Origin of the sequence: Streptococcus sp. HMSC056C01 (genome assembly GCF_001811305.1) — a bacterium.
Lineage (GTDB): Bacteria > Bacillota > Bacilli > Lactobacillales > Streptococcaceae > Streptococcus.
In genome coordinates, this window is the sequence record NZ_KV804194.1 from 33,564 (window position 1) to 56,095 (window position 22,532).

Annotated in this window: 25 protein-coding genes; 1 reads left to right on the forward strand and 24 read right to left on the reverse strand. The window is 38.0% G+C overall.

Features of this window, described 5'->3' with window-relative positions:
- The first annotated feature begins 158 nt into the window (after positions 1-158).
- Positions 159-1,433, forward strand: coding sequence for an aminotransferase-like domain-containing protein (locus tag HMPREF2795_RS03975; RefSeq protein WP_075228281.1), 1,275 nt, complete (start codon positions 159-161; stop codon positions 1,431-1,433).
- Between the two features lie 19 nt (positions 1,434-1,452).
- Here the strand turns inward: HMPREF2795_RS03975 and HMPREF2795_RS03980 are convergent, their stop codons facing one another.
- The 24 genes from HMPREF2795_RS03980 to HMPREF2795_RS04095 all read right to left on the reverse strand — a co-directional run.
- A complete protein-coding gene (locus tag HMPREF2795_RS03980; RefSeq protein WP_075228282.1) occupies positions 1,453-2,268 on the reverse strand; it encodes an ABC transporter substrate-binding protein in 816 nt (271 codons plus the stop codon).
- A gap of 118 nt (positions 2,269-2,386) precedes the next feature.
- Positions 2,387-2,854, reverse strand: a complete 468-nt coding sequence (locus HMPREF2795_RS03985; protein ID WP_075228283.1) for an NUDIX hydrolase — start codon at positions 2,852-2,854, stop codon at positions 2,387-2,389.
- Positions 2,855-2,946: 92 nt separating this feature from the next.
- Positions 2,947-3,600 (reverse strand): phosphate signaling complex protein PhoU, encoded by a 654-nt coding sequence (gene phoU / locus HMPREF2795_RS03990; protein WP_045763359.1) that lies wholly within the window; start codon positions 3,598-3,600, stop codon positions 2,947-2,949.
- Between the two features lie 11 nt (positions 3,601-3,611).
- Positions 3,612-4,370, reverse strand: a complete 759-nt coding sequence (pstB, locus tag HMPREF2795_RS03995) for a phosphate ABC transporter ATP-binding protein PstB (protein ID WP_045763360.1) — start codon at positions 4,368-4,370, stop codon at positions 3,612-3,614.
- A 12-nt stretch (positions 4,371-4,382) separates the two neighbouring features.
- Positions 4,383-5,186 carry a phosphate ABC transporter ATP-binding protein PstB gene (gene pstB / locus HMPREF2795_RS04000; protein ID WP_075228284.1) on the reverse strand — a complete coding sequence of 268 codons (804 nt, stop codon included), beginning with the start codon at positions 5,184-5,186 and terminating at the stop codon, positions 4,383-4,385.
- A gap of 10 nt (positions 5,187-5,196) precedes the next feature.
- Positions 5,197-6,081 carry a phosphate ABC transporter permease PstA gene (pstA, locus tag HMPREF2795_RS04005; protein ID WP_000543058.1) on the reverse strand — a complete coding sequence of 295 codons (885 nt, stop codon included), beginning with the start codon at positions 6,079-6,081 and terminating at the stop codon, positions 5,197-5,199.
- Complete coding sequence (gene pstC, locus HMPREF2795_RS04010; protein ID WP_045763363.1) at positions 6,071-6,988, reverse strand: phosphate ABC transporter permease subunit PstC; 918 nt, start codon at positions 6,986-6,988, stop codon at positions 6,071-6,073. Before pstC ends, pstA begins: the two co-directional genes overlap by 11 nt.
- Positions 6,988-7,866, reverse strand: coding sequence for a phosphate ABC transporter substrate-binding protein PstS (locus HMPREF2795_RS04015; protein ID WP_075228285.1), 879 nt, complete (start codon positions 7,864-7,866; stop codon positions 6,988-6,990). The genes pstC and HMPREF2795_RS04015 overlap by 1 nt, the downstream gene beginning before the upstream one ends.
- 110 nt (positions 7,867-7,976) lie before the next feature.
- Positions 7,977-9,290 carry an RsmF rRNA methyltransferase first C-terminal domain-containing protein gene (locus tag HMPREF2795_RS04020; protein WP_075228286.1) on the reverse strand — a complete coding sequence of 438 codons (1,314 nt, stop codon included), beginning with the start codon at positions 9,288-9,290 and terminating at the stop codon, positions 7,977-7,979.
- A gap of 6 nt (positions 9,291-9,296) precedes the next feature.
- A complete protein-coding gene (locus tag HMPREF2795_RS04025) occupies positions 9,297-10,064 on the reverse strand; it encodes an inositol monophosphatase family protein (protein WP_045763366.1) in 768 nt (255 codons plus the stop codon).
- On the reverse strand, positions 10,054-10,332 hold the full coding sequence (locus HMPREF2795_RS04030; protein WP_045763367.1) for a UPF0223 family protein: 279 nt from the start codon (positions 10,330-10,332) through the stop codon (positions 10,054-10,056). The genes HMPREF2795_RS04025 and HMPREF2795_RS04030 overlap by 11 nt, the downstream gene beginning before the upstream one ends.
- Positions 10,333-10,734 (reverse strand): Spx/MgsR family RNA polymerase-binding regulatory protein, encoded by a 402-nt coding sequence (locus tag HMPREF2795_RS04035; protein WP_045763368.1) that lies wholly within the window; start codon positions 10,732-10,734, stop codon positions 10,333-10,335.
- Positions 10,735-10,944: 210 nt separating this feature from the next.
- Positions 10,945-11,568, reverse strand: coding sequence for a TIGR01906 family membrane protein (locus HMPREF2795_RS04040; RefSeq protein ID WP_045763369.1), 624 nt, complete (start codon positions 11,566-11,568; stop codon positions 10,945-10,947).
- Positions 11,558-12,331 (reverse strand): TIGR01457 family HAD-type hydrolase, encoded by a 774-nt coding sequence (locus tag HMPREF2795_RS04045; RefSeq protein WP_075228287.1) that lies wholly within the window; start codon positions 12,329-12,331, stop codon positions 11,558-11,560. Before HMPREF2795_RS04045 ends, HMPREF2795_RS04040 begins: the two co-directional genes overlap by 11 nt.
- A gap of 10 nt (positions 12,332-12,341) precedes the next feature.
- Positions 12,342-13,079 carry an acyl-[acyl-carrier-protein] thioesterase gene (locus HMPREF2795_RS04050; RefSeq protein WP_075227239.1) on the reverse strand — a complete coding sequence of 246 codons (738 nt, stop codon included), beginning with the start codon at positions 13,077-13,079 and terminating at the stop codon, positions 12,342-12,344.
- Between the two features lie 4 nt (positions 13,080-13,083).
- Positions 13,084-14,214, reverse strand: coding sequence for a radical SAM family heme chaperone HemW (gene hemW, locus HMPREF2795_RS04055; protein ID WP_075228288.1), 1,131 nt, complete (start codon positions 14,212-14,214; stop codon positions 13,084-13,086).
- A gap of 85 nt (positions 14,215-14,299) precedes the next feature.
- Positions 14,300-14,695 (reverse strand): YtxH domain-containing protein, encoded by a 396-nt coding sequence (locus HMPREF2795_RS04060; protein ID WP_045763373.1) that lies wholly within the window; start codon positions 14,693-14,695, stop codon positions 14,300-14,302.
- A 15-nt stretch (positions 14,696-14,710) separates the two neighbouring features.
- The gene (locus HMPREF2795_RS04065; protein ID WP_000895021.1) at positions 14,711-15,094 is read right to left on the reverse strand and encodes a DUF948 domain-containing protein; all 384 of its coding nucleotides are present in this window, start codon (positions 15,092-15,094) and stop codon (positions 14,711-14,713) included.
- A 1-nt stretch (position 15,095) separates the two neighbouring features.
- Positions 15,096-15,884: a prolipoprotein diacylglyceryl transferase gene (gene lgt / locus HMPREF2795_RS04070; RefSeq protein ID WP_075227238.1), complete on the reverse strand. Its 789-nt coding sequence runs from the start codon at positions 15,882-15,884 to the stop codon at positions 15,096-15,098.
- Entirely contained in the window at positions 15,877-16,812 is a 936-nt protein-coding gene (gene hprK, locus HMPREF2795_RS04075) for an HPr(Ser) kinase/phosphatase (protein WP_049526992.1), read from the reverse strand. Before hprK ends, lgt begins: the two co-directional genes overlap by 8 nt.
- Positions 16,813-16,999: 187 nt before the next feature.
- Positions 17,000-17,176 carry a 30S ribosomal protein S21 gene (gene rpsU / locus HMPREF2795_RS04080; protein WP_000048054.1) on the reverse strand — a complete coding sequence of 59 codons (177 nt, stop codon included), beginning with the start codon at positions 17,174-17,176 and terminating at the stop codon, positions 17,000-17,002.
- A gap of 603 nt (positions 17,177-17,779) precedes the next feature.
- On the reverse strand, positions 17,780-18,487 hold the full coding sequence (locus HMPREF2795_RS04085; RefSeq protein WP_075228289.1) for a glucosamine-6-phosphate deaminase: 708 nt from the start codon (positions 18,485-18,487) through the stop codon (positions 17,780-17,782).
- A 216-nt stretch (positions 18,488-18,703) separates the two neighbouring features.
- Entirely contained in the window at positions 18,704-20,845 is a 2,142-nt protein-coding gene (locus HMPREF2795_RS04090; RefSeq protein WP_075228290.1) for a Cna B-type domain-containing protein, read from the reverse strand.
- Positions 20,846-21,150: 305 nt separating this feature from the next.
- On the reverse strand, positions 21,151-22,532 hold a 1,382-nt coding region (locus tag HMPREF2795_RS04095; protein ID WP_148131267.1), incomplete at its 5' end, for an SspB-related isopeptide-forming adhesin.

Sequence of the window (22,532 nt, forward strand, 5' to 3'; positions counted from 1 at the left end):
AAGCACTGCTTTGAGGTTGTAGATGGAACTGACGAAGTCAGTATCCTACGTATACGGCACGGCGACGTTGACGCGGTTTGAAGAGATTTTCGAAGAGTATAACATTGCCAAACTTCTAAAAAAAAGGTACAATGTAACAAAATCATGAGAGGTCTGGGATGAAGCAAGAAAGCAAGTATGAACAAGTCGTTCACTATCTAAAAAATGAGATAGAATCAGGTAGATTTCCAACTGGAAGTCGCCTACCATCTATCCGAAAACTCAGTCAAGATTTTCACTGTAGCAAAGACACCATACAGCGCGCACTCTTAGAACTCCGATACGAGAAATATATCTACTCAAAACCTCAAAGTGGTTATTATGTATTGGAGCAACAAACCAGTCATGAAGACTTAATTATCTCAGTTAACGATGAACACGCAGCAGCCTATGATGATTTTCGTCTGTGCGTCAATGAGAGCTTGATTGGGCGAGAAAATTATCTCTACAACTACTATGAACACCAAGAGGGTTTAAAAGAATTACGTCAGTCCGTTCAGACATTACTCTTTGATCAAGCGATTTATAGTAAGGCAGACCAGTTGGTCATGACGTCTGGAACCCAGCAAGCACTGTTTATTCTTTCTCAGATTGATTTTCCAGGTCAAGCTCAGGAAATACTGGTTGAACAACCGACCTATCATCGGATGAACCAGCTGCTACTAGCTCAAAATATTCCCTATCAAACCATTGACCGTCGAGTAGACGGCATTGACCTAAACGAACTTGAGGAACACTTTAAAAGCGGAAAGATTAAGTTTTTCTATACTATTCCCCGTTTCCACTATCCTCTGGGGCATTCTTATTCTGAAGAGGAAAAACTTGCCATCCTTGACTTAGCTGCAAAATATCAGATTTATATCGTTGAGGATGACTATCTGGGGGACTTGGATCCTAAAATGGGACAAACCTTTCATTATTTAGACCAACATGATTTGGTCATCTATATCAAATCCTTTTCTACCAGTCTTTTTCCTGCCCTTCGAATCACTGCCCTTCTTCTTCCAAACACTATCAAGGAAGCTTTTGTGACCTATAAAAACATTCTCGACTACGATAACAACCTTATCATGCAAAAGGCTCTATCACTCTACATCGATAGTCAACTCTTTGAGAAAAACAGACTAGCACGACTGGCACTGCAAGAAAAAAGTCAGGAGCACATCCAACAGCTCTTACAAAGCTATCCCATTTCCCTACCGAGCTATCCACTTCATGATGGGCTTTTGCTTGATCTCAGGAACTATCCTAGCATCGCTAGTCTTAAACACAGTCCTCTAGAACTCGACTTCTTCGAATCTTCCTATCTAGCGAACTGCCCTTATCACTTTGCAAAAATTTCCTTAGAAAATATTGAAGAAACATTAAGCTATTTAAAAACAGAGCTGGACTGAAATCCAACTCTGTTATTTTTTATTGCTCTACTTCTGTTAGCTTAGCAGCTTTTTCAAGATAAGTTTGGTAAGTTCCGTCATCTTTCAGTTTTTGGATGACCTTATCAACTACTTCCTTCAAATCTGAGTTACCTTTTTTGATAGCTACAGCATTTGCTTCGCCTTCTTTCATAGTCAAGCTTACTGTAGCAACTGCCAAATCTGAGTTCTTAGCAGCATAGCTTAGAGCAACTGGTTCATCCATATGAACAGCATCAACCTTACCTGATTGAAGCTCATTGACTGCTTCGCCCATGTTTGTCAAAGAAGTCAACTGCGCCTTTGGAAGTTGCTCTTTAACCATAGATTCAGGAACAGTTCCTTTTTGAGCTGCAATATTAGCACTTGCTAGAGAGTCCAAATCCTTGTATTTTTCAAGATCTGATTTTCTGATAAGGAAGCTAATTTTATTTTCATAGTAAGGAATTGAGAAATCAAAGACTTCTTGTCTTTCTTCAGTTGCACTGATTCCCGCAATTGCTAGGTCTGCTTTTCCTGTTTGAAGACTGGTCAAAACATTATCAAAACTCATGCTTGAAACTTCCAATTTCACTCCAAGTTCATCAGCGATTGCTTGCGCCATGTCAATATCCGCACCTACGACTTGGTTTTTACCATCCACAAGTGCTTGAAACTCAAAGGGAGCATAGTCGGGACTAGTTGCGACCACTAATTTTCCTTTTTGCTTGATGGCCTCCACTGCAGACTGCGAGCTTGAGCTAGACGATTGGCAAGCTACTAAAAAGAAGCTTGCAAGAAAACTACATAAGACAAATATCCATTTTTTAAAATTCATAAATAAACAACCTCTCTGTTAATTTTGTATAATTATAACTCATTTGAAAATTCTTGTCAATATTTTTATTGCATTTTCATAAAATATAGTTACAAAAAATAGAATTTCAGTAGTTAGTTTATCTATCTATTGGAAAATTACTTTCAAAAAAATCATTTATCATATCTCGATGTTGCTGGTTTACAATTGAGATATTTTGCATGTCCCTGTGATCAAACAACCCTAATTCTAAGGTTTCATCACTCGTAAAAACATTTGTAGAGATCGAAGTTTCAGATGTAACTAAATACAACATTGTAAGAACTTGAGCCTCATCACCATTTGGATAACTATCTGAATATTTTGTATAAACATTTAAGAGTTTTTTCACTGTCACTTTCACTCCAGTTTCTTCATAAAACTCTCGCACTAATGCTTCTACAGCCGATTCACCTAATTCAATAGCACCACCTGGTAAACCCCAAGTTCCTTTGTCTGCTCGTTTTTGTAATAATATTTTTCCTGATTGACTTAAAATTCCACAAGTAAAATTTAAAATAATTTTATCTTTTCCAACTTTTTTTCTTATACTCTGTATATAGTTCATTATTCACCTCTGACAAAGTAAACTATCGATACAATGAAAGCTTACTCTATTAAAAAGTAAGCTTTCACAATAATTTTTATCTTCTAAATATTTTACAATTCAACAATCTTACCTGTTTCAAAGTAAACAACCCATTCACAGATATTTTTTGCATAGTCACCGATGCGTTCCAAGTAGGAAATAACTTGGAAGTAATCACGACCTGTGACGATGGCTTCAGGATGTTTCTTGATTTCTTCTGTAGCTAGGTCTCGAATGTTATCAAAGTAATGGTTGATATTTTCATCCATAGTTGCAACTTCATAGGCTTGATCCACAGAACCATTCAAATAAAGTTCTAAAGCGGCTTCAACAAAGTTTTTTACTTCACGACCCATTTTTTTAATTTCTTCTTCAACTGCAGGGATACGTTGCTCCCCCTTCATACGAATCGTTGCTTTTGCGATAGATACTGCATGGTCTCCCATACGTTCTAGGTCTGAAACAGCTTTTAAAACTGTCAAAACTGTACGTAGGTCTTGTGAAACTGGCTGTTGTAGGGCAATCATTTCAAATGATTTCTTTTCAAGTTTCACTTCGTATTCGTTTACTTCTGCATCTTCCTCTATGACTTCTTTGGCCATGTCACGGTCATGCGTTACAAAAGCACGTACGGTACGATTGATTTGGGAAAGAACTTCTTGTCCCATAGCATAAAACTGATTATGCAATTTCTCTAAATCTTCTTCAAATTGAGATCGTAACATCTTCTCACTCCTTATCCAAATTTACCTGAAATGTAGTCCTCTGTTTCCTTATGTTGAGGATAAAGGAACATATCCTTGGTATCGTTAAATTCAATTAAATCTCCATTGAGGAAAAACCCTGTCTTATCAGAGATTCGAGATGCTTGCTGCATAGAACGGGTGACCAAGAGCATGGTGTATTTGTCTTTTAGACCATACAAGGTTTCCTCAATCTTACCAGCAGAAATAGGGTCCAAGGCTGAAGTTGGTTCATCCAAAAGGATGATTTTAGGACTAGTCGCCAATACACGAGCCACACAAACACGTTGCTGTTGCCCACCTGAAAGACCAATAGCAGAGTCATGCAAGCGATCCTTGACCTCATCCCAGATTGAAGCACGCTGTAAAGCTTTCTCCACAGCTTCATCCAAGACCTGCTTGTCCTTTTCTCCATTTATACGGAGACCATAAACGACATTTTCATAGATAGACATAGGGAAAGGATTTGGTTGTTGGAAAACCATTCCAATTTCCTTACGCAATTCAACCGTGTCAGTACGAGGACTATAGATATTGTGCCCATTATAAACCACTGATCCAGTTGTCGTCACTTCAGGATTGAGGTCCCCCATTCGGTTAATAGCCTTTAGAAGTGTTGATTTTCCAGATCCAGACGGACCGATAAGGGCCGTAATTTCCTTGGGTTGGAATGATAAGGAAACACTATTCAAGGCCTTCTTTTTATTGTAATAGACTGACAGGTCTGAAACCTGCAAAATCGGTTCTGTCATACTGTTCCCTTTCTAACCAAAGTGTCCAGTTACATAGTCATTAGTAGACTGTAGCTTAGCATTTTGGAAAATATTAGCAGTCTTATCATACTCAATTAAGTCACCCAAGTAAAAAAATCCTGTATAATCACTAGCACGCGCAGCTTGTTGCATACTGTGAGTTACGATGATGATGGTAAAGTCCTTCTTCAACTCCAACATGGTTTCTTCAAGTTGAGCTGTCGCAATCGGATCCAAGGCTGATGCTGGCTCATCCATCAAGAGGATATCTGGTTTCACAGAGATTGCACGAGCGATACAGAGACGCTGTTGTTGACCTCCTGAAAGAGTTAAGGCTGACTTATGAAGATCGTCTTTTACTTGGTCCCAGAGGGCAGCCTGACGAAGTGAAGTTTCTACAATTTCATCAAGGACCTTCTTATCCTTAACACCTGCACGTTCATGTGCAAAGGTGATGTTGCGGTAGATTGATTTAGCAAATGGGTTTGGACGTTGGAAAACCATTCCGATGTGTTTACGCATTTCATAAACATTAATTTCAGGACGATTAACGTCAATACCTCGATAGAGAATCTGTCCTGTAACCTTAGCAATATCAATGGTATCATTCATACGGTTGAGACTGCGTAGGTAGGTTGATTTCCCTGATCCTGATGGACCGATTAAAGCTGTAATTTTATTTTTTTCGAATTGCATATCCACGCCCTTGATGGATTCATTTTTACCGTAGTAAACGTGTAAATCCTTTGTAGAGAGGGCCACTTTTTCTTCTGGAAAAGTAATAATATGCCTTTCATCCCAATTATATTTTGACATGGCTTCTCCTTTAGGCAGCGGTTAATTTCTTATGTAGATAGCTTCCGAGTTTACGTGCTCCAAAGTTAAAGATCAAGATAAAGATGAGGAGCACCGCAGCAGAACCTGCTGAAACTAAAGTTCCATCAGGAATAGTTCCTTCACTATTGACTTTCCAGATGTGGACAGCCAAGGTTTCTGCTTGACGGAAGATTGAGATTGGACTGGTTACACTAAGGACATTCCAGTTAGACCAGTCAAGGGCTGGTGCTGATTGTCCTGCTGTATAGATAAGGGCTGCAGCTTCACCAAAGATACGACCTGAGGCAAGCACAATACCGGTTACAATACCAGGTAGAGCTTCGGGGATAACGACATGAAGAACTGTTTCCCAACGAGAAAGCCCAAGCGCCAAACCAGCCTCACGTTGCGTGTGGTGAACGTGTTTCAAACTGTCTTCAACATTACGCGTCATCTGTGGAAGGTTAAAGACAGTCAAAGCCAAGGCTCCTGAAATAATTGAAAATCCATACTCAAACTGAACTACAAAGATGAGGTAACCAAAGAGTCCCACAACTACGGATGGTAGAGAAGACAAAATTTCAATACAGGTACGAACGAAATTGGTAACACGACCTTTTTTTGCATATTCAGCCAAATAAATTCCAGCCCCCATTGATAGAGGTACAGAGATGAATAAGGTAATAACCAAAAGGAAGAAGGAATTATAAAGCTGGATTCCAATACCACCACCTGCTTGGTAAGAAGATGATTTTCCAGTCAAGAAGGACCAAGAAACATGAGGTAAGCCTCGAACCAAGATATAGAGAATCAAGGAAGCAAGGATGGTCACAATGATTCCTGCGATGGTATAGAGGACAGCTGTTGCAAGTTTATCTAATTTCTTAGCGTGCATAGTTTTTCTTTCCTCTTTCTTTCGTAATCAATTTAATCACACTGTTAAAGGCCAAACTCATCAAGAGCAATACTAAGGCCAGTGACCAAAGAACATTATTATCAACAGTTCCCATAACGGTATTACCAATTCCCATGGTCAATACAGATGTTAAAGTCGCTGCTGGTGTCGTCAATGAAGTTGGAACAACTGCTGAGTTACCGACAACCATCTGAATCGCAAGGGCTTCACCGAAAGCACGCGCCATACCAAAGACTACAGCCGTAAAAATACCTGAACGAGCAGCCTTCAAAGTAACACGCCAGATTGTTTGCCAACGAGTCGCTCCCATGGCTAAACTTGCTTCACGGTAGTGACGAGGAACTGCCCTTAAGCTATCAGTTGTCATAAAGGTTACAGTCGGCAAGATCATAACAAAGAGAACGAAAATCCCTGATAAAATACCAAAACCTGTTCCACCAAAGACACTACGTACAAATGGTACAACGACCTGCAAACCGATAAATCCGTAAACTACCGAAGGAATCCCAACTAGAAGTTCGATAGCTGGTTGCAAAATCTTAGCTCCTTTTGGCGATACTTCTGTCATAAAGACCGCAGCACCAATTGCAAATGGTGTTGCGATAAGAGCTGATAGGATGGTAACGATAAAGGAACCTAAAATCATTGGAAGGGCGCCAAACTGTTTACCTGATGGATTCCAAGTTGCACCAAAGAGAAAATCAAAGATATTCACACCATTAACAAAGAAGGTAGATAACCCTTTTTGGGCTACAAAGATTAAAATCATAGCCACAATGATAACAATCAAAGAGAGACAGGCAAAAGTCAGACTTTTCCCTAATTTCTCAAGACGAGAGTTCTTTGATGGAGAGAGCAATTTTTTAGATAATTCTTCTTGATTCATTATTGACTCCCTTCTAGCGCTGTTACAGTCCCTGCAGCATCTTTTTCAACCTTCATTTCCTTAACAGAAATATAGCCCATTCCTTTAACGATTCCGTTCTGAGCTTCGTCTGAAAGGATAAAGTTTAAGAATTCGGCAACCAATTCATTTGGCTCACCAAGTGTATACATATGTTCATAAGACCACAAAGGCCAATTATTAGTGGTCACATTCTCTGAAATTGGTTCATAACCATTGAGTTTGATTGTCCCAACAGAATCATCAACATAAGCAAATGCTAGATAGGAAATAGCTCCAGGGGTTTGAGAAACGATTGATTTGACCATCCCGTTTGAATCTTGTTCCTGACTTTGCATTGCTGATTGACCATTCATGATCACACTATCAAAGGTTGCACGAGAACCTGAACTAGCCGCACGGTTGATTATAGAGATGGCTAAATCTTTCCCGCCGACTTCTTTCCAGTTGGTAATTTCTCCTGTGAAGATTTGTCGGAGTTGATCTGTCGTTAGATTATCAACATCTACTTCTTTATTGATAATAACAGCCAAACCTGCAACAGCTACCTTATGGTCGACCAAGGCTGAAGCATCAATACCGTCTTTTTCCTCAGCAAATACATCCGAGTTTCCGACATCTACTGCTCCTGATTGAACCTGCGATAGTCCTGTACCAGAACCTCCACCTTGAACATTGACCGTTTTACCGATATGAGCTGATGCAAATTCATCTGCTGCCGCCTCGACTAAAGGTTGGAGGGCAGTTGAGCCAACAGCCGTCATTGACTCCCCACGATCAATCCAACTTGCACACCCTGCTAGTGAACCAGCAAGTAAAAAGGTTGCAAGAAAGAGGGTGAGTTTTTTAATTTTTTTCACTATTTGTCTCCTTGAAAATAATGATGAATAGCTTGGAATTTCGCCCTATTTTTCTAATGTTTTATGCAAAAAATCCATACTTCCACTATAACATAGAATACTGATTTTGACTAGTTTTTTACTTTAAACCTCAAGCCCTTAGGGAAATAATTCTTCAAGATATTTCCGGTCACTTTTGCAAAGCCTAGACCATTCCCACCAACTAAAACTTGGTACCAGCCATTTGGCAAAGTTTCAGACAATTGAACTGTCTCACCGGCCACGTATTTAACAAAGTCCTCTTCATGAATTTCAATTGATTGTTTGACTTGGCTTGGTTTTAAAGATAATCCAAGTGCAAAGCTTGGTTCAAAACGTTTTTTCTTAAAGGTTCCAAGATGGAGTCCGTTTCGTGCAATCTTAAGCTTACCCAAATCTGGTAAGACTTCTGGTAAGAGATACAGTTGGTCTCCAAAAGTCTGTAAAATACCTGGCAAATTAATCTTTAGGTGTTTTTTTTCAAAATCTTGCCATAAACTCAACTGTTCGCGACTGATATTAGTCTTAGAAGGCTTGAACTTGCCTGACTTGTTTTGTCCCTTAAACTGAAGATGAGCAACAAATTGGCCTTCTCCCTTAAAACGATGTGGGTACATCCGAGCTGTCTCTGGAAAATCAATCCCAGGAGCCATCCCATTGATAGGTTCGATTGGAATCAATTCAAAATCATAACTATCCAGTAACCATTTGATAATTTCTTCGTTTTCTTCTGGGGCCCAGGTACAGGTTGAATAAACCAAACGGCCACCATCAGCCAACATGGTGACCGCATCCTCTAGAATTTCACGCTGCAAGTCAGCACATTGGCTTGGATATTCTACACTCCAATAATCCATAGCATCTGGCTGTTTTCGGAACATCCCTTCTCCAGAGCATGGTGCATCTAGGACAATTAGGTCAAAATATCCTTTAAATACTTTAGCCAAACGATCGGCAGATTCATTGGTTACAACTACATTTGATGCTCCAAACCGTTCCATATTTTCAACCAAAATCTTAGCTCGCTTGCTAGAAATTTCATTGGAAACAAGTAGTCCTTCGCCTGCAAGATAAGCTGCCAGTTGAGTTGATTTCCCACCGGGAGCCGCTGCCAAATCCAAGACCTTCATGCCTGGTTTTGGTTTAGCTACTTGAGCAACCATTTGAGCAGCAGGTTCTTGGGAATAGACCAAGCCTGTTACATGTTCAGAAGATTTCCCAGAAACCTTGCCATAATAGCCCCAAGGTGTATGTGGAATAGCATCTGAAAAAGAAACTTGGCTTTCTTTTAAGGGATTGATGCGAAAGGCGGAAACTGCCTCATCATCAAAAGAGGCAAGAAAAGCTCTTGCCTCATCTCCCAATATTGCTTCATATTTTTTTACAAATCCTTCTGGAAATTGCATGTAAGTTTATTTCCTTTCATAGATATAGGATTGAATTTCTGCCAACTTGTCTGTTGGAACCATCATAATTGGTTGTCGTGTCTGAAAATCCACCGGCTCTCCATTTAAGGTTACAATCTGATAACCTAAACTTTTTCCAATGATACCAGCTGCAGCATAGTCCCAAGGTTGGAGATAGGTGATATAGGTCAATAGCTGACAAGATAATATTTTTGAAAAGCTGATAGCTGCACTTCCATAGATACGTACACCAAGTGAAGCATTAGCCAATTCTGCGACACCCCAAGCGTTTGTTTCCAACATGCCAGCATTACTCGCAATTAGAAAATCTCGCAAGGGCTTATCCTTAAAATTAGGCAAGGGTTCTTCATTGAGACAGGCCTGAAAAGTACCTCCTCCATGATAACAATGACCTTTCATGACATCATAAATGATCCCAAACTGGCCCACACCGTTTTCAAAATAGGCTAGCATAACGGCAAAATCATCACCTTGTGCGACAAAGTTGTTGGTACCATCAATGGGATCAATGACCCAAACAGATCCATGTCCAACTGAAGCACGTAGACATCCCTCTTCAGCACAAAATTGGTCATCAGGATAACGCGAACGAATCTTATCAATCAAAAAATTCTGAACTTCCTTGTCCAAACGAGTCACCAAGTCTGTAGGGGATGATTTTCTCTCAATATGCAATTCTTCCTGCATATGAGCTAGAATATAGTCTCCTGCTTCCTTGACAATCTCTTTGGCAAACATAAATTTATTTTCCAAGTGAAATCTTCCCTTCCCCTTGTTCTTTGGCCAATTGGACAGCTCGATAGAAGGAGTAACCACTCGCAGTTTCAAATTCACGGCCCAAGCGTTTTTCTTCACTCTTGCTTGGAACAACCGCTTTGAATCCCTTATAGGAATCTAGTAGTTTTTTTGCCTCTACCTTAGTCTCATAGGCTGCTTCAACATCATTAAAAAAAGAAAGCACTGAAGCAAGTTCTTCAGTGCTCCACGACAAATCTAGTGGGTAACTATACTGTTTATTCATCTAATTAATACCAGCTCTCAATGTAGCTTCTTTCAGTTCTTGTTTACGGTAACTACGAGGGAGAAAAGCACGAATCTCATCTTCATTAAAACCGATTTGCATTCGCTTTGCATCAATAATAATCGGACGACGCAAAAGACTCGGATACTGCTCAATTAAATGAAGCAACTCCGATACTGAGATACTCTCTACATCAATATTCAATTTTTGAAAAATCTTTGAACGAGTCGAGATGATGTCATCAGTACCATTTTCGGTCAAGGAAAGAATATGTTGCAGTTCTTTTCTCGTTAAAGGGCTGGTCATAATATTATGCTCTTGGAAGGGCACTTTATGATTCTCGAGCCAGGCCTTTGCTTTACGACATGATGTACAACTCGGTGATAAAAATAGTGTAATCATGCTTTCCTCTTCTTTACATACTTTTCTATTCCTATTATACAAAAAAATAAAGCGCTTGACTAGTTATTTCCGTAAAAAAACCTACTTTTTCAAGAAAAATAGGGTTTTTAGAATCAAATGTGAATGTTTCGCTTAAATATAGAAATATTCATGTTACAAACGATAGTTTTTTCCTAGATTTTATTTGGAATCAGTAATACTTTTCTTGACTTATCTATTTGTTTTTCTACTCTGTAGGTACATAAATCCAAAAATCAATTCATACAAGCAGAAAAATAGAAGAAAGGCATGGAGGAAAAAGTCCTCTGGTAGGATAAGAATGACAGGATCCTTTGCTGGATCAAATAGCCAGGTATCATCACCTACAAAAAGAATTTGATGAAACAAAGTAAAGAACTGCTCAAATCCGATGAAGACACCAACTAACCCAAGTACCAAAGGTAGCGAGAGCATGATTAAGAGACCTCTACGGTACAGAGATAGAAATCCTTTCTGAATGACCTGCTTCCAAAAAAGATAGAATATCGGTAGAGTTACTAGTGCTACTCCTTGAGCCAGATGGAACAAATCCTTCACAACCGCAAAATGATAGATACCAGAAGCTGATGAAGGAAAATCTGGCATTTCCAATGCTTGATTTAATGGATTGGTCAAATAATCCATCAAAACATTAAAATTATGCTGGATAGTCTGAGGTTGCAGATGAACACGACTTGTCAAGTTTAACCAAGAAATTTCCTGAGGATAGACAAACCAAGCCAGGTAAATGGTCAATAAAATAGCAAGCGAGAGGAGAAAGAGAATACTTCCTACAAAAGTAAACTTAGTTTTCATCGAAATTCCACTCCGCTAGACTTGAAAGGACATGAGTTGGTGCAATTGGTAAATCAGCTACTTCTTCAGGTTTTGTAAATCCTGTCGTTACCAAAAGGCTAGGAATGCCATTGTCAATACCAGCTCGAATATCAGTCAGGTAATTATCGCCCACCATGACAATTTCTTCTCGCTCAAGTCCTAGGTGTTCAACAGCCTTGTCCATAATAATCGCATTAGGTTTTCCAATATAAACTGGTTTTACGCGAGTTGCTACTTCAAGAAGAGTAATCAGTGAACCAGCACCAGGCAAAAGTCCACGTTCAGTTGGAATGTTCAAATCAGGGTTGGTACCGATAAAATGAGCACCTTTATGGATAGCTAGGGTTGCTGTAGCAAATTTTTCATAGTCTACTTGCCAGTCCAAGCCAACAACTACATAGGCTGGATTTTCTTTATCTTCAACATATCCTGCTGCTTGAATGGCTTCCTTTAGGCCTGCTTCTCCGATGACATAGACTGTCTTTTCAAGTCCTAGATCATTCATGTAATCAATAGTCGCTAAGGTTGCAGTATAAATGGTTGATACAGGCGTGTCGATGTTAAACTGATTAGCTAGCATCTCTTGAACACTTTCAGGTGTACGAGTGGTGTTGTTTGTCACAAAAAGATAAGGAATCTCTCTTTTTTGTAACTCATGAACAAAAGCTTCTCCTGCTGGGATTCTATCTTTCCCCTTATAGATTGTTCCGTCTAAATCAATTAAATATCCTTTATAAGTCATATCTTTCTTTCTAATCTTTTTTAATTTCTTGCCAAGTTATCTTTGCTTGAGCATTGATATCGCCATCACTTGAGACTTGGTGATTACTTTCTAGTTCATTCAATTCATAACTAGAAGTGATCATGCCTCCTGGTCGAACTTCCTTGACATATTTGAGGTTGATTTTTTTAGGGATATGGTTGATAAGAAAATCTGCTCCCATGACCTCAAAAATCCAGTCTAGGTATTTACTGTTATTGACGTGACCATTCATATCTAAGTCATAGAAACGAACGTGGTAGTCCTTGCTTATCGCTTCTTCCAGCTCTGTATATTTTGGCCCACGGACCAGTTTCTTAGAAAACTCAGATTGGTAAGGGGCGACAATTTCTGGTACTACAGGATGAACCTTTCGACTCTCACGATCCATAAGGACAAAGGTAGCTACCATATGAATGATTTCTTGACCATCTTCATCATAAATAGTAAATCGGCGGTAGCAAAAAAGACGATTATAGGTCAAAGCTTCTGTTTCAATGGTGATTTCCTCAGCAAATTGAGGTAAACGTACCACATCGATATCATAATCCGTGATAATCCAGACCAGATTATACTGTTCTAAAACATCCTTGTCACTCACTCCCAGTTCAATTGACTGCATCCCTGAGACCTGTAAGGACAACAAGATAACGTCTGGTAGTTTGATATGACCATTCATGTCAGCCATATCAAAAGGAATTTTCATCTTCATTTGATAAGTTAAGCCCATAATTTTACTCCAATATAAATCGTTCTGCTACTGTATCACCTAAGAAGAGCCCTCTCTTAGTCATACGAACATGATCGCCATCAAGTTGCATAAGACCTTGTTGAATCAAGTCTTTGACAATATCCCCATAAAGTTCCTGGAAAGACCGTCCAAATTTTTCTTCAAAGCGTGCCATGGAAACTCCTGACTTCTTGCGAAGGCCGAGAAACATCTCTTCTTCCATTTTTTCCCTTTGACTCAGGTGTTCTTCAGTAATACGAGCATTTCCCTCTTCTACCGCCTTTAAATAATGGCGAATAGGCCCATGATTTTTATAGCGAACACCGTCTACATAGCCAGACGCACCAGCACCAATTCCATAATACTCAGCATTGTCCCAGTACATAAGATTGTGACGACTCTCAAATCCTGGTTTTGAAAAATTAGAAATCTCATAATGCTCGAAGCCAGCTTTTTCTAGCTCTGCAATGATATACTCAAACATCTCCGCTTCTAATTCTTCCTTAGGAAGTGGTAATTTTCCTCGTCTCATACGATTCATAAAAACCGTATGATTTTCTAAAATTAAGCTGTAGAGGCTCATATGAGGAATATCAAGGGCAATTGCCTTAGCGACATTGTCCTTTACCTGATCCATGGTCTGCCCAGGAAGTGCGTAGATCAAGTCAATGGAAATATTGTCAAAACCAGCCTGTTTGAGACGATCGATATTTTCATAAATATCCTTTTCCGTATGACTACGCCCTATCTTTTTCAGCATTTTATCATCAAAGGTCTGAACACCTAGTGAAACACGATTAACTGCAGAATTTTGCAGAACAGCAATCTTATCCGCATCCAAATCACCAGGATTAGCCTCGATAGTTAATTCTTCTAAGACTGACAAATCTAAGTTTTTAGTCAATCCTTCTAACAAAACTTCCAATTGAGAAGCGGACAAGGCTGTCGGTGTCCCACCACCAATATAGAGTGTACGCAATTTGCGAATGTCATAAGAATGAAATTCTTGCAGTAGATGCTCTAGATAGCTGTCTACTGGCTGATTTTTAATAAAGACCTTGGAAAAGTCACAATAATAACAAATTTGTGTGCAAAATGGTATGTGCACGTAGGCTGATGTCGGTTTCTTCTGCATAGTATTTATTATACCACAAAGAGTTCACTCAAGAAAAAAATCACCATTCTTGATTTTCTAGAAAACAAAGAATGGTGACTCTATTTTAATTTTCTTGAAGCTCAATGACAATTTCTTGACCATTTCCATTTTCTTCCACAACTACTTTTTCTTCCAGTTGTGATTTGAAATGATTCAAGGTTTCTTTTGAAGCCTCGGTCGCTTGTTGAGCATGATATTTTGCTTTATCTAGGACAGTGTCAAGAGTAATTTCCCCAGATTCAATCTGATCTTTTGTTTTAAGAACGAATTCTTTGGTTTGTTCTTTGACATCCGTTAATTTTTCACAAACCTGCTCTTTAGCATACTCAGGATCTTCTTTTAGATCTTCTAAAAATTCTTGTGCTTGGCTTCTAACTTGTTTTCCTTTGTCACTAGTTAAAAACAAGGCAGCTGCAACACCTGAAACAGTTCCTAAAAGGATAGATGATAGTTTTCCCATTAGTCAACTCCTTTTTTATTTTTTAAAAAATTTACTTGCAACACGAATAGCAGATAAACCTGCACCAGTTTTTATAGTTTTTGATCCAGCAGATGATGCCTTTTTACTCAAAACACGTGCTTGTTCATTTAGGTCAGAAACAGAAACAGAGAGGTCTGCAACTGCTGTAAAGAGGGGATCAATTGTAGCAACTTTGACATTGATATCATCAACAAGAACGTTGACTTTTGTAAGCAATTCATTTGTTTGATGAAGAGTTACATCTACATCTGATGTTAAAGTTTTAACAGTTTTTTCAGTTTCATCAATTACACGACCAACTTTTTGAAGGGTAATAATCAGATAAACTAAAAATACAACCAAGGCAATTGCCACAATAATATAAGCCACTTCTAACATTTTAATTCTCCTTTTTTACATTATAAAATGGTGCTTTTTTCCGATTTTGATAAAAGATGATATAAATACCAAGGCCAATCAATAGCGCGGACAACCACTGGGATACTCGGAGTCCAAAGAACATGAGACTATCCGTACGCATGCCCTCGATAATCATACGTCCAAATCCGTACCAAATTAGATAAAAGGCAGTGATATGACCACGACGGACACTCTTTAATCGACGTCTAAAAACGACAATCAAGGCAAAACCGATCAGATTCCAGATAGATTCGTATAGGAAGGTTGGTTGACGATAGGAACCATCGATATACATTTGATTCTTGATAAAACCAGGTAAGTAATCAAGATTGTCAACGGCTGCTCCGTAGGCTTCTTGGTTAAAGAAATTCCCCCAACGACCTAGACTCTGAGCAATCATGACGCTAGGAGCTGCAATATCTAAGAAATCCCAAGTATTGATTAATTTGCGGTCAGCAAAGATATAGAGTACAATCGCGCCAGTAATTAAACCACCATAAATCGCAAGACCACCATTCCAAATGGCAAAAATCTCTCCCAGATGTTGGCTATAGTAATCAAATCTAAAAATGACATAGTAGAGTCTAGCACCAATGATGGATAAAGGAAAGGCAATTAAGATGAAGTCCAAAATATCATCAGATAAAATCTTCTTTTTAGGCGCTTCTTTACTGGCAAGATATACCGCTAAAATAAGACCTGAAACGATGCAGAGTGCATACCATCTAACAGCTAAAGGACCAATTTGAAAAGCGATTGGATCAATCATTTTTCACCTCGTTCTTTGCAATCAGATTTGTCAATCTTTCTTCAAATAGTCGAGTAGCATCAAAGCCCATTTCCTTAGCACGATAATTCATCGCTGCTGCTTCGATAACGACAGAAATATTACGTCCTGTTTTTACAGGAATGCGGATACGTGGAATGGCTACTCCAGAAATCTCCAATTCCTCAGCATTATTGCCTAGGCGATCAAAAGTCTTTTGCGTGTCATAATTTTCTAGATAGACAGCCAACTGAACTTGTGAAGAATCCTTCACTGCACTGGCACCATAAAGACTCATCACATCTATAATACCAACACCACGAATCTCAAGTAAATGCTTCAAGATTTCAGCTGGTTCACCCCAGAGAGTCATTTCATCCTTAGCAAAGATATCTACACGGTCATCAGCCACCAAACGGTGTCCTCGTTTCACGAGTTCTAGACCTGTCTCACTCTTACCAATACCACTGTCGCCCTGGATTAACACACCCATACCATAGATATCCATCAAGACACCATGTACACTTTCACGCTCAGCCAAACGAGAATCTAGGTAACTTGACAATTCCCCAGACAGACGACTTGTTGCTGTACGACTCGTTAAAATAGCGATTTTACATTCTCTAGCAGCCTTTAGCATTTCCTCTGGAACTACTAAACCACGCGCAACAATAACTGCAGGTGTTTCTGGTTGAAACATCTTTTTCAAAACCTGGTAGCGGTTATGAGAAGACATACTAATCAGATAAGACCACTCTTTCATTCCCAAAAGTTGAATCCGCTCTGGGGTATAGTAGTCAAAATACCCCGTCATTTCAAGCCCTGGTCGCGTAATATCCGCAGTATTGATTTTCTTTTCAAGTAATTCAGGCTCACCATAGACAATGTCTAGTCTGAGCTTATCAATCACTTCTTTGACTAAAACCGACATAATTTTCTCCTTCAATCGAGTTCTCCCTACTATTATATCAAATTGTAGTAGGAAGTTTATGTTTTTAACAGTATTTGAGGTATTTATTTAAGAAAGTAACCTTTATAATTTTAACAATCAAAAGGGATTAAACAGACTCTTAGAAGCTAACAAAAAAAGACTAGACAAGTCTAGCCTTTCTTATTAATTAGAATTTTTTACGTTTACGAGCTGCTTCTGATTTACGTTTACGTTTTACAGAAGGTTTTTCATAGAATTCACGTTTGCGTGTTTCTTGAAGAGTACCAGCTTTAGTAACTGCACGTTTGAAACGACGAAGAGCATCGTCAAGAGATTCATTCTTACGTACTACTGTTTTAGACATTTTTTTCACTCCCTTCAAGTTCAAGATCTATTCTATTTTACACGGAATAAAGAAAATTGTCAAGAAAAAAATGAAATTCCCCCAAATCATTCAATTTAAATTTTACAAAATTTACACCTTACACCTAACCTAGTTCCCCACTTATAAAATTCATTCCAGACGGCCAAATAATTCATTTATTTCACACTCAATGGAATCTAGATATTCCCCATAATCTGACAGTAAATCAGAAATGATATACAGATCCTGACTATCAAAATGCCAGACAAGATGTTTAAGTATCTGCTCTTGAATAAAATGTAAATCCTTTAGTTGAGCTAAACTGATAGCTTCTATCTTTGCTAAATACTGACAAAAAGCAGAAAGTGCAGAACAATCAAATTTGTCTTCTTCATATCAATACCTATAACATTTCTTTTTCAAGAATTGATAATTCTCAAAAAATGAAGATTATATATTCTTCTTTTCAAGGGAAAATCTATCATACACCCTACTATCAGAACTATTGTACCACTTTCAGAAAAACTGTATTCATTTTTGAACATATCCAGACCAAAAAACCACCCAATCCATAGGATCGAATGGTCTTTAATGATAAAAATTTTATTTCTTTAACAAGCTGAGTGCTGCTGCATCTGCGATAATAGTCACATCTGGATGGTTTTGCAGGCTGCTTGCTGGAAGACTTTCTGTCACAGGACCTTCAACAGTTCCAGCGATAGCTTCTGCTTTTGATTCCCCATAAGCAAAGAGAAGGATAGATTTAGCATCCAAAATATTTTTAATCCCCATTGAAATAGCTTGTGTTGGAACATCTTCAATCTTTTCAAAGAAACGTGCGTTAGCTTCGATAGTAGACTGGTCAAGTTCTACAAGATGAGTTTGACTGTCAAATGGTGTGCCTGGTTCATTAAAGCCAATATGACCATTGCGACCAATTCCTAAGATTTGTAGGTCAACTGGATGGTCAGCAAGGATTTGGTTGTAGCGTTCTACTTCTGCTTCTGCATTATCCTTGACACCACGTGGCAAGAAACTTTCTTTAAATGGTTTCTTGTTGAATAAATTTTCTTGCATAAAGTAACGGTATGATTGAGGATTGTCCCCATCAAGACCTACGTACTCATCCAAGTTCACACTTGTAAAATTTGAAAAATCAAGATCGCTCTCAACGATTTGTTGGTAAAACTCCAAAGGACTGCTTCCTGTTGCAAGTCCCAATGTTTGTGCACCGTTTTCCAATTTTTCTTTTAAGATATCAAAAGCAACTTTTCCACCTTCAATTGGATTTTCCACTTGAATAACTTTCATAATTTTGTCCTCCATATTCTTTATTTTATTATATGGTATAGACCAATTTTTGTCAAGTGAAAACGGTTTATTTTTGTTGAAAATATAAATATACTAAAGAAATCAATTAAGAGTTCTACCCTTAAGCAAAAAAGAGAGGAGTTTGACATCCTCTCTTAAATCTTATATCAGAAGCACTTCCTAATTATATTTTAGAAAATGATTCTTTTTCTTATATTATTTTTTACGTTTAGCAATCAAACTCAATCCAACTAAACCAAGTGCTACTCCTAAAACGATTAAAACTGTAGTTTTCTGCTCACCTGTTTTTGGTAACTCATTGGCCTTTTTCTTTTCAGGCGTTGATGATGTTACTGGTGATGGAGGTGTTACTGGATCTGGAGGTGTTACTGGACCTGGAGGTGTTACTGGGCCTGGAGGCGTTACTGGACCTGGAGGCACTGGTGGTTGATAAGTGTTAATCAAGACTAGGTTCGTTTCCTTTTCTCGAACTGTTTTTGATACATATCCCTCAGGAACATTGACCTCACTAATTGTATAGCTAATCATTTTTCCTGCTATATATTTCGGAAGATTTGTAAAAGTATGAGTCCAATTATTATCTTCGTTTAAAATAACTTCTTGCCCTACTTTACTTCCATCAGCATAGAGTTGTACCTTAATGCTATTTGGGCGTTTTCCTGCTTTATTATCAGCATCATCCCAAAGCTTGCTGACTTTTAATTCTGTCACTTCAGGAATATCAGGAATATTAGGGACATGTGTATTAGTGATAATATAGTTTTTCTGATCAATAACAGTCGTATATCCTGCAACTTTATCTTCTACTACAGTATAAACAATTGCATTTCCTTCAGCATCATTTTCAGGCAGCTGCTCAAAGATAAAATTCCAATTCTCTTCTGATTTAACTGATTTACTTGCTACTTCTTTACCATTAGCCAAGAGACGAACAGTTATAACATCGGGACGGATACCAGCTTTATTATCAGCATCATCCCATATTTTCTTACCTTTTATACTTGTAGTTCCTTTGTAAATATTAGTAAATGTAGTTTCCTCTTCACCGTAAGACACTGTTCCCTTTTTGATACCATCATCATCCGTTACTGTTACAGTAACCTTTAGTTCATGGCTATCATAATCGTAATTATCAGTGGTTTCAGGAAGAACTTCACGAATGATATAGTTGTAAACTCCTTCTTTTTTATACTTAATAGCATTGAAGGTTACACTTCCATCTTCAGCATTTTTTACAATTTGAAGAGGTTCACTAGGGTTTGCAGCATCATAAAGTGCAAAGTTAAACTGATCTTTTTCTAGTGTTTTCCCTTTTAAAGTTTTGTGAGCCTTTAAGATAACTGATTCTGATTTTTCAGCGTTACCAAGACCTGATCCTGACTCTAGACGGACTTCACGTACCATACTACGTGTCTTAAAATTTGTGGCAGACCATGCCAAATTATTCGATACTAATGAACCTACAGGAACTCCATCTGGTAATTTAGTAGAGTATTCAATATACATTGCCCAATGATAGTTATCTCCAAATGGAATCGTAAAGCCTGTGATTCCTCCTTGAGCATTTTTAGTGAATACTGCCTTGTTTGAAAAGTTATCTAATGGCTCTAACGTGAGAATATGAGCCTCATTACGAATTTTTGTAGGTTGTGTATCATAACGAACAGCTCTAAATGATTCAGGAATTAAGGTTTGTCCATTACCAAAAGTATCCGTAATTGTCATCCCACGAATCATATCTTGATTGGCGTTCAAGAGAATACGCCACTTAATAATACTTGGATCTGTATCATCTTGATAACCGTATTTCATCTCATAGTCGCCTGCTTCACCACTATCTTGTTTGTACTTGAAACTATAAGTCTTATGATCAATGGTAACAGTAACTGGTTGACTCTCCTTAACAACTTCTCGATTAATAGTTAAATTAAACTGTAAAGAAAGCTCTTTATTCTCAGGTCTCTTAGAAAAATAATCTGTAAAAGTTATCGTAACTTTTCCTGTACTAGGATCTGTATGAGCAACACCAACCTTCGTACCCTTACTATTTGTAACGTCAAATGTCAAATTTGTAATCAATCTGAGCTCTCTAGGAATATCTAAAATCAATTGATCATTCTCAGAGATATTCTGATTATCTGGAAAAGTTAATTGATAAGTTGCGATTAAACGTTCCCCAGCAATAACTTCCACATCATCACTCAATTCAAGGCCAGATTTCTCATGAATAATCTTAGTATCAAGATTATAACCCGTCACCGAATCCGCTTGAACTGTTTTTGATAATTTAACTATTGATAAGCCTATTAGCAAAAACATTAAAAAAATGTTAAACATTTAGACAATTTATGCTTCATAATAACCTCCTTTACGATTAGAAAACATCTGATTGTCTTATCAAATTATACCATACTTATTTGAAAAATGTACAATAACTGACCATTTGTTTAATTAATTTTAAAGTTTTATATTTATTCAAAGCTTTCGGTTTCTTAAATAAATTATAAAAACAAAAAGAGAGGCATTAACCTCTCTTCTTGCGATTACATACACTTATTTAATAAATGTATAACCAACTTTAGAATATCTTTGCTTTAGATATTCAAAGACAAATCTTGAATCATTCTAGAAAACTAGAAATATTAAGCTTCATCTTCTTTTTGGCGTTTCGCAACCAAACCTAGACCTACAAGACCAAGTGCAGCACCAAGTGCAGCAATTCCAGATTTAGATTGTTCACCAGTGTTTGGCAACTCAGGACCTTTAGGTTTTTCTGGTGTTGGTGGTGTTACTGGTGTTGGTGGTGTTGGTGGTGTTGGCGGTGTTGGCGGTGTTGGTGGTGTTGGTGGTGTTGGTGGTGTTGGCGGTGTTACCTTGTTGTTAAACTCAGTATCTTCAGGCATTTGTGAAGTAAGAGTCAACACTTTACCATCCTTAGTTACAGTAACTCCAACAGTCGCTACCATCTTATCGTACTCAACTCCAGCCTCTGTACCTTTCACTTCTTCTACATGATAGATATAAGTACCTTCTTGACCACGTTTGAATTCAAGAGCTGAGAACTTGATCTTACCTTCAGCATCATTGCTTACGGTTTCAATCACGTTACCATCTTTGTCTTTCAATACGAAGCTGAATTCACCAGCTTTCAACGCACGACCTTCCAATTTCTTCGTGAAGTTGAATTCAACTTTCACTGGAATATTAACAACACGTTTTTCAGTTGGTTTTTCTGGTTTTTCAACTGATTTCTTAGTTGGATCATATTGGTGAACAATTTGAGAAGCTGTATTTTCAATATCTACACCTTCTTTAGCAGTTCCCTTGATACGTGCTGGAATATCAAACTTGTAGTAACGTCCAAATGCTAATTTAGCAGTGTCGATTACTTGAGTATTTTCTGCATCTCCAAGTGACTTAGTCAAGTCAGCCTTAGATGTAGCAGTAATGACACCATCCACAATTGAGATATCAAACTTAGCTGTTACATCTTCACCAGTTACTGAATCATAAGCCTTAATTTCAGATACGTTAACATCCAAGTTTTCGCTATCATATTTATCTGTAATACCAACAGATTGAATATTGTGAGCTTCAGTGAATTTAGTTGTATCTAACCATACTTGGTAAACAACCTTATCACCCTTATGGAGTGTTTGAGTATTGATATTTTGCTTTTCATTATTATCAACTTTGTCCACGTATGGATCTTTGTTGGTATCAGCTACTTTATCAGTCAACTCTTTATCATCATCAAGGAGTTTATTTCCAGTGATATCAAATTTCTCTTCATTAAGAATATATTTCTCTGGATTGAACTCAGGAGTTTCTGGTGGAATCACCTTGTTGTTGAACTCTTTGTCTGCTGGATCAGTTACGTTAGTGATGAGAGCTTTTGCTGTTCCGTCATGTTTAACTTCTACAGTTACTACTGCTTTCATCTCATCATAAGTAACAGTTCCATCAGTACCTTTCACTTCTTCAACAGTATAGTTGTGAACGCCTGCTTGCTCTTTCTTGAATT